The organism is Antarctobacter heliothermus (assembly GCF_900188425.1).
GTDB lineage: Bacteria > Pseudomonadota > Alphaproteobacteria > Rhodobacterales > Rhodobacteraceae > Antarctobacter > Antarctobacter heliothermus.
In genome coordinates this window covers 1-5,626 of sequence record NZ_FZON01000096.1, presented here as the reverse complement: position 1 = coordinate 5,626, position 5,626 = coordinate 1, and the positions used below count along the sequence as shown (strand labels likewise).

The 5,626-nt window shown below is 65.8% G+C and carries 7 protein-coding genes; 1 reads left to right on the top strand and 6 read right to left on the bottom strand.

Features of this window, described 5'->3' with window-relative positions; translation table 11 throughout:
* Positions 1-249: 249 nt before the first annotated feature.
* Positions 250-468: a DUF1127 domain-containing protein gene (locus CHB90_RS24710; protein ID WP_089280385.1), complete on the bottom strand. Its 219-nt coding sequence runs from the start codon at positions 466-468 to the stop codon at positions 250-252.
* Between the two features lie 221 nt (positions 469-689).
* Between CHB90_RS24710 and CHB90_RS24705 the strand changes: the two genes are divergently transcribed.
* Positions 690-1,754, top strand: coding sequence for an Mrp/NBP35 family ATP-binding protein (locus tag CHB90_RS24705; protein WP_089280384.1), 1,065 nt, complete (start codon positions 690-692; stop codon positions 1,752-1,754).
* A 117-nt stretch (positions 1,755-1,871) separates the two neighbouring features.
* Here CHB90_RS24705 and CHB90_RS24700 read toward each other — a convergent pair whose 3' ends face one another.
* The 5 genes from CHB90_RS24700 to CHB90_RS24680 form a co-directional block, all read right to left on the bottom strand.
* On the bottom strand, positions 1,872-3,020 hold the full coding sequence (locus tag CHB90_RS24700) for a DNA polymerase III subunit delta' (RefSeq protein ID WP_089280383.1): 1,149 nt from the start codon (positions 3,018-3,020) through the stop codon (positions 1,872-1,874).
* Positions 3,017-3,664 (bottom strand): dTMP kinase, encoded by a 648-nt coding sequence (gene tmk, locus CHB90_RS24695; RefSeq protein ID WP_089280382.1) that lies wholly within the window; start codon positions 3,662-3,664, stop codon positions 3,017-3,019. The genes CHB90_RS24700 and tmk overlap by 4 nt, the downstream gene beginning before the upstream one ends.
* A complete protein-coding gene (locus tag CHB90_RS24690) occupies positions 3,661-4,827 on the bottom strand; it encodes a D-alanyl-D-alanine carboxypeptidase family protein (protein WP_089280381.1) in 1,167 nt (388 codons plus the stop codon). Before CHB90_RS24690 ends, tmk begins: the two co-directional genes overlap by 4 nt.
* A gap of 169 nt (positions 4,828-4,996) precedes the next feature.
* Positions 4,997-5,347: a response regulator gene (locus CHB90_RS27405; RefSeq protein ID WP_281256141.1), complete on the bottom strand. Its 351-nt coding sequence runs from the start codon at positions 5,345-5,347 to the stop codon at positions 4,997-4,999.
* On the bottom strand, positions 5,337-5,626 hold a 290-nt coding region (locus CHB90_RS24680), incomplete at its 5' end, for a transposase (RefSeq protein ID WP_342744991.1). The genes CHB90_RS24680 and CHB90_RS27405, both read right to left, overlap by 11 nt.

The following is a 5,626-nucleotide window of genomic DNA, read 5'->3' as shown; positions in this document are numbered from 1 at the left end:
TGTTTGGTCCCAGGGAGGAGGAGAGGGACCGCACATTGCGTGTCGGGTCAAGCGACCCGGAAAAAGCGTGCGGCGACACCAGGGAGGAGGAGAGGTGTCGCCGCTTTGTCTGCGGGTCAATTGGGAGGAGATCCCGCATTCTTTCGAGGCTTGCGCCCCTTTTGTTAGCGGCGCCGATCCTTAAGGGAGGAGGAAAGGATCGGCACCAGTTCAGGCGGAGCAGGGAGGAGGACGCTCCGGCCTGTATTCTCAGATCTCGTTGGCCGCCTGCCAGGCGATGCGGCCGATTTCGCTGCGCGCCAGGCCAAGATCGGCAAGGTCGCGGTTGGACAGCGAGGCCAGCTCACGGTAGGTTTCGCGGTAGACTTTGCGACGCGCTGTCCGCGTCTGCAGTGTCTCCAGCAAGCTGGCAAAACGTGCGCCCAGGCCGCCGTGGGCTTTGGTGATGTTCGCAGTTGCAAGTGCCATGTTTCAGTGCCTCAGTGTGTTTGACCGTTTGGTTGCGCTAAACATGAGGCAAATGCTGCACCTGCACAATGCCCGGAGCGGCAATGCTGCTATGCAGAAATCGCATATGAATGCTGTTCATTTTTTAGTCTGGCGCACTAAGGATATGCATATTGCCGGATGAGGGTTGAGTTGCCGCAAGGTCAGCGCCACCCGAAATGGCACAATCCCAAGGAGGAATCATGTCTGAGATCAAGAATGCCGTCGAGGCTGCGTTGCAGCGGATAGAAATGCCGGACGGCGGAAACCTGATGTCACGCGACTTGATTCGGGCATTGCGGGTGGATCAGGGGGTTGTCCGCTTTGTCATAGAGGCGCCAAGCGCCGAGATGGCCAAGCAGATGGAGCCGTTGCGGCAGGTGGCAGAACGGGCGGCGGCCTCTGTTGGGGGCGTGACCTCGGCCAGCGTGGTGCTGAGTGCGCCGACCGGGGGCAAGGCGCCGCCGCAGTTGAAAGTGGGCGGGCACGCCAAGCCGCAGGAGGGCGTGATGAAGCCTGTGGGCGTCAAGACGATCCTCGCCATTGGGTCGGGCAAGGGCGGGGTGGGCAAATCCACCGTGTCAGCCAATCTGGCGGTGGCGCTGGCGCGGGCGGGCAAGCGGGTCGGCCTGCTGGATGCGGATATTCACGGCCCCAGCCAGCCGCGCATGTTTGGCCTGACCGCCAAACCCGCCAGCCCGGACGGCAAGACCATCATCCCGCTGCAGGCGCATGGCGTCACGGTCATGTCGATCGGATCCATGCTGGCAGAGGACAAGGCGGTGGTCTGGCGCGGGCCGATGTTGATGGGCGCGCTTCAGCAGATGTTGATGCAGGTGGATTGGGGCACATTGGATGTGCTGATCGTCGACCTGCCGCCGGGCACCGGGGATGTGCAGCTGTCGCTGTGTCAGAAATCCGAGGTGGCGGGGGCGATTGTGGTCTCAACCCCGCAGGATGTGGCGCTGCTGGATGCGCGCAAGGCGCTGGATGCCTTTGCGACGCTGAACACGCCGGTTCTGGGGCTGATCGAGAACATGGCGGTGTTCACCTGTCCGCATTGCGGCAAGGACAGTCATATCTTTGGTCATGGCGGAGTGGTGGCGGAGGCCGAGAAGATGGGGTTGCCGCTGTTGGCGCAGTTGCCGATTGATCTGGACACGCGGTTGGGCGGCGACGGGGGCCAGCCGATTGCGCTGGGGGACAGTGCGATGGCGCAGTCCTATGCGCAGCTGGCGGATCGGCTGATCAAGGGCGGGATCGTCTGATCGCGGCTGTTGCTGGCGCGCCTGCGGCGCGGAATTGGGTATTTTTGCAGAAAAGAAGCAGGGGCGGGACGTTTGGTCCCGTCCGTTGCATTTGGGCGGCCGGTTTTGGGCGCGGTGTCAGGCCGCTTTTTGCAGGTGCAGGAACAGGTCGGTGATCAGGGCGGCCGGGTCGATGTTCACGGACCGGGCGTGGCGGGCGCGGTCGCCTGCCTCTTGTGAGATATTGGCCCAGCGGCGGCCCGCTGCGGGATCGGGGGCGAGCCGTGTCAGCATATCGCCCTCGCCGCGCAGGATTTCGGGTGGCGGGTGGCCGGTGACGCCGGTGCGCGCGAGCCGGGCAGAGAGTTGGTCGGCCAGCGTCAGCACCAAGTCCAGCCGCGCCTCCTTGCCCTTGCCCGCGCAACTGTCGGCCAGCGACAACAGGGCGGCGCGGTCCAGCGCGGGCAGGCCGGAGAGCAGTTTCAGGATTTCCCGGTAGAGCGCCAGGCCGTCGAGGGTCAGCAGCCGCATGGCTGCGCCGACGGAGCCTTCGGCGAGGGTGGTCAGGGGGGCGACGTCATTGGGCGCGACCTCTGCTCCGGCCTGTGTCAGCGCCTGGGCCATGTCCTCTGGCGGCAGGGGGGCGAGGCGCAGGGTGCGGCAGCGTGAGCGGATCGTGGGCAAAAGGCGGGCGGGTTGGTGGCTGAGCAGCAGCAGGGTGGTGCGGGCGGGCGGCTCTTCGAGCATTTTCAGCAGGGCGTTGGCGGCCTGGTTGGTCATCTCGTCGGCGCTGTCAACGATGACGACCCGGCGCCCGCCGTCCGCCGCTGACAGGCCAAAGAACGCGTTGAGCTTGCGGATTTCGTCGACGCGGATGACGTCGGAAAAGCGGCCCTCTTTCAGCGCCTTGTCTCGTTCCGTGTCGGTGGAGCCGGCGCCGCCCCGGCGCAGCAGGAACAGGCCGGGTTCCGACAGGGCCAGCATCCGGCGGGCCACCGGGTGGTCCGGGTCGATGTGCAGGCTGTCCGGTGGGGGCGGCGCGCCGAAGAGGCCATCGCCCTCAGCCGGAGGGGTGGCGAGGAGGAAGCGGGCGATTTCCCATGCCAGCGTCGCCTTGCCGGTGCCGCGCGGTCCGGTCAGCAGCCAGCCGTGGTGCAGGCGGCCCGAGGTGTAGGCGGTCAGAAAGGTCTGTTCGGCATGGCTTTGCCCGATGACGCGTGCGGTTTCACGCGGGTGCGGCGCGCCGGTCAGGCGGTCCGGTTCGGGCAGGTCGGCGAGGTCGCTCATGCCGGGCACGCGGGCAGGTGGGGGGTGACGGTGGTCAGGATCTCGGCGGCGACGGTGTCGATGTCGCGGTTGCCGTCGATCACGCGAAAGCGGGTGGGGTGGTCCTGCGCCAGCGTCAGAAAGCCGTCGCGCATCTGTTGTTGCAGGGCGAGGCCGAAATCCTCGAACCGTTCTTCATCGGTGGCGCGGGCCTTGGCGCGGGACAGTCCCGCGTCGGCGGGCATGTCCACCAGCAGGGTCAGGTCCGGTTCGACCCCGATCATCAGGTTGTGCAGCGCGTCGACCCTGTCGCGCAACCCACCGCGACCCTGATACATGCGCGTCGAGTCGGCGAAGCGGTCGCAGATCACCACGCGGCCCGCGTCCAGCGCCGGGCGGATCACCCGTTCAAGGTGGTCGCGGCGCGCGGCGGTGAACAGCAGCAGTTCGGTTTCGGCGGACCAGCGGTCCGGGTCCCCCTGCAACACCAGCGCACGGATTTCCTCGGCCCCCGGGCTGCCGCCGGGTTCGCGGGTCAGGACGGGGTCCAACCCGCGTTCGCGCAGCGTTTCGGACAGGCGGCGGGCCTGGGTGGATTTGCCTGATCCGTCGATGCCCTCAAAGCTGATGAAAAGGCCCGGCCAGGGTCTGGTCGGCTCACTCACATCGCGTCCCCGGCGTCTTCGGAGAAGCGTTTGATGAGCAGGCCGCTGACGGTCATGATCCGGTCGACAAAACCGCCCGCATCGACCTTGTCGGCGGCCACCAGCGGCACACGGGTTTCCGGCAAGCCGTCGGGCTGGATGATCAGTTCGGCCAGTTTCTGGCCTTTGGACACCGGGGCCTCGATCGGGCCGGTATAAACCACCTCGGCCTTGATGCCGCCCGCCGTCATGGTCGGCAACAGCAGGGTCACATCCTTTTCGGCGACAAGATGCACCTCATCGGCGGAGCCCATCCAGACCTCGGCGGTGGCGACGCTTTTGCCCTTGGTCACGACGGTCTGCTCGGCGAACTGGCGAAAGGCCCAGTTGACGATGGCCTCTGCCTCTTCGGCGCGGGCGCGGGTGCTGTCCAGCCCGGTGATGGCAAAAACCACGCGGCGGTTGCCGTTGGTGGCGCTGCCGACAAGACCATAGCCCGCCTCCTGGGTGTGGCCGGTTTTCAGCCCGTCGGCCCCGATGCCCAGCCCCAGCAGCGGGTTGCGGTTGTTGACGTTCGAGGGCGCGCGGCCATCAAATTCGAACACCCGTTCCGAGAACATCGGATAAAACTCGGGGAAATCGGTGATGATGCGATTGGCCAGCAAGACCAGATCGCGCATCGACATGGCGTGACCCTGCGCAGGCCAGCCAGAGGCGTTCTTGAAGGTCGAGGAGGTCATGCCAAGCTGCTGGGCGCGCTGGGTCATGAGGCGGGCAAAGCCGCCTTCGGTGCCGTCCGGCGACAGCGCCTCTGCCAGTACGACACAGGCGTCGTTGCCGGACAGGACGATGACGCCGCGCAGAAGATCCTCGACCTTGACCCGGTCGGTGGTGTCCAGAAACATGGTCGAGCCGCCAAAGGACATGGCATGGGCGGAGACGGGCAGCCGTTCGTCCCGTTGCAGGCGGCCCTCGCGGAGCGCCTCGAACGCGATGTAGAGCGTCATCAGCTTGGACATGGACGCGGGGGGCAGCGCCTGATCGGCCTCTTTGGTCAGCAGAACCGTGCCGGTGGTCTGATCCAGCACAAAGGCGGCCCTTGCGCGTGTGTCAAAGGCCATAACCGCCGTTGCGGCGAAGACCAGTGCTGTGGCGGCCAGGAGGCTGCGGGACATCATGCTCATGGGTTCCCCTTTGAGTCGGTTGTGCGTCACCTTTGGCGGTTATCGCCCATGTGGCGCGCGCTGTCATCCCGATGGGTGGCCGATCGGTGGGGATTTGCGCCCCTGCGCGGCGGGCAGCGGCATGGCCGTCGCCGGGGCTGCGGCGCGCAGTTGCGTCAACCCTGATACATCACCCTTTTGCCAACAGTCGCTCGATCGCCCCCAACAGTTCCACCCGCGGGACCGGCTTCATCAGGCGGACGTCTTCGGCCCGCAGGCCATTGCCGTGTACCGTTGCCTCGCTGGCATAGCCGGACATGAAAATGACCGGCAGATCGGCCTCCAGCGCCCGGCAGGCGCGGGCAAGGTCCGGGCCGCGCATCTCTCCGGGCATGACAACATCCGTCAGCAACAGATCATAGGACCTGTTTGCCTTGAACAGGTCATAGGCATCCTGTCCGTTTGTTGCTGCATCGGGCTTTGTTGCGCAAAGTCGGTAACGTCCGGAGTTCCCCTTTCCCCGGACGCAATTATCCCACAGGCTCTGTGACGGGTATGCCGAGCGCGGTGTAGCCGTTGAGCACGGCGGCGCGGATCTGAAGTTCGGCGACCTGACGATCGAAGTCGCGCGCCATGAGGCTCTGCCCCAGCAGCTTCACGCAATGCATCTTCGTCTCGGCGCGGCTTCGTCGGTGGTATCCGCTCCATTTTCTCCAGATGGCGCGGCCAAGGTATTTCGAAGCGCGCAGCGCCTCGTTCCGAGCGATAGCCCCTGCAGTCGATGGCTTCCACGGCTTGGCATTCTTGCGCGGCGGTATGA

Excerpts from the sequence above, each read along its gene's own strand:
- CHB90_RS24710 (WP_089280385.1), bottom strand. The coding sequence starts at position 468 with ATGGCACTTGCAACTGCGAACATCACCAAAGCCCACGGCGGCCTGGGC.
- CHB90_RS24690 (WP_089280381.1), bottom strand. The coding sequence starts at position 4,827 with ATGAGCATGATGTCCCGCAGCCTCCTGGCCGCCACAGCACTGGTCTTC.
- CHB90_RS24700 (WP_089280383.1), bottom strand. The coding sequence starts at position 3,020 with ATGAGCGACCTCGCCGACCTGCCCGAACCGGACCGCCTGACCGGCGCG.
- CHB90_RS24705 (WP_089280384.1), top strand. The coding sequence starts at position 690 with ATGTCTGAGATCAAGAATGCCGTCGAGGCTGCGTTGCAGCGGATAGAA.